The sequence below is a fragment of the Roseateles sp. P5_B10 genome, assembly GCF_056400485.1.
Window position 1 is genome coordinate 1 of the sequence record NZ_JBFULE010001208.1, and the last position, 1,161, is coordinate 1,161.

At 54.0% G+C, this 1,161-nt stretch carries 2 protein-coding genes; both read left to right on the forward strand.

Going from position 1 to position 1,161, the window contains the following annotated elements; translation table 11 throughout:
* On the forward strand, positions 1 to 447 hold a 447-nt coding region (locus tag AC1DU6_RS32145), incomplete at its 5' end, for an ATP-binding cassette domain-containing protein (RefSeq protein WP_477862266.1).
* A 25-nt stretch (positions 448 to 472) separates the two neighbouring features.
* Positions 473 to 1,000, forward strand: coding sequence for a toxin-activating lysine-acyltransferase (locus tag AC1DU6_RS32150; RefSeq protein WP_477862268.1), 528 nt, complete (start codon positions 473 to 475; stop codon positions 998 to 1,000).
* The last annotated feature ends 161 nt before the right edge of the window (positions 1,001 to 1,161 follow it).

The following is a 1,161-nucleotide window of genomic DNA, read 5'->3' on the forward strand; positions in this document are numbered from 1 at the left end:
ATGCAGGAGGACGTGCTGCTCACCGGTTCGCTCGCTGACAACATCTCGTTTTTTGACACAAACCCAGATCGCGAGCGAATTGAGTCTTGTGCTCGCATGGCACAGCTCCACGACGAAATCAGCCGAATGAATATGCGCTACGAGACTCTTGTAGGCGATCTTGGTCATGGTCTGTCTGGTGGGCAGAAGCAGCGCTTACTGCTCGCTCGCGCTCTCTACAAAAATCCAAAGGTATTAGCTTTGGATGAAGCCACAAGCCATTTAGATATACCGAATGAGCGGGCGGTTACAGCGGCGATTGCCCATATGCAGCTAACGCGTTTAATCATTGCTCATCGCCCTGAGACCATCGCGGGCGCGCAGCGCGCGGTTGAGATCATCTCTACTGAACAGGGCGGTCGAATAGTCGAAGTAGTGTGCGCGGATTCCAATGAACCTAAACTCTGAAAATAGCCAATAGAGCTGCCGTTATATGGAGATGAAAAAGGCGATGCGGTATATATGTAATTTATCGGATGAATCGAAGGTTGACTTGGCCGAGCGCGACCGTGCGTTAGCGACCGGCTTGGTTATGCGGTTCGCGGTCAATCATCTTAGTAATCGCGGTCCGGCGCTTGGTGGACTTGCAATATTAATACAACGTGCGATCGAGGTTGGTCAAATCGTCGTTTTCGTAAACGCTGCGCATGAATGTGTAGGTTTCGCAATCTGGGCGACGCTTACTCCAGAGGTGGAGCGGCGTTTCATCGGCGGAAAGCCCCGACAACTGGCTCCCTGGGAGTTCAACGATGGGGCGAGCACTTGGGTGCTGGATTTTGCGGCCGCGCCAGGGCAGCTGCGGCCCATATTGGAAAACCTCAGAGACGTTGTATTTAAGGATCGCGAGTGCGTAACCTACCATCGTGTGAAGGCACAAGGTCGGCTTTGCAAGCGACTCTCCCGTGCTGACCGCACCAGCTTCATGGCAGCTGGGCGTTCGGTACAAAGGGGGGCTGAATGAGCCATCCAGTGCAATTGCCCGAGGCGTGTTTCGTACCTGTTACTACGCACCGCTTGGCCAAGCCCGAATTGCTGTGGCAGCACGAGAGCGCGGAAAGTCTTGGTTTTGATCCGTCGCGAGTATTTTGCGCGCCGACTGTGGGGGAAGAATCGCATCTGTAT

Coding starts and splice junctions, on each gene's coding strand:
- AC1DU6_RS32150 (WP_477862268.1), top strand. CDS start 473: ATGGAGATGAAAAAGGCGATGCGGTATATATGTAATTTATCGGATGAA.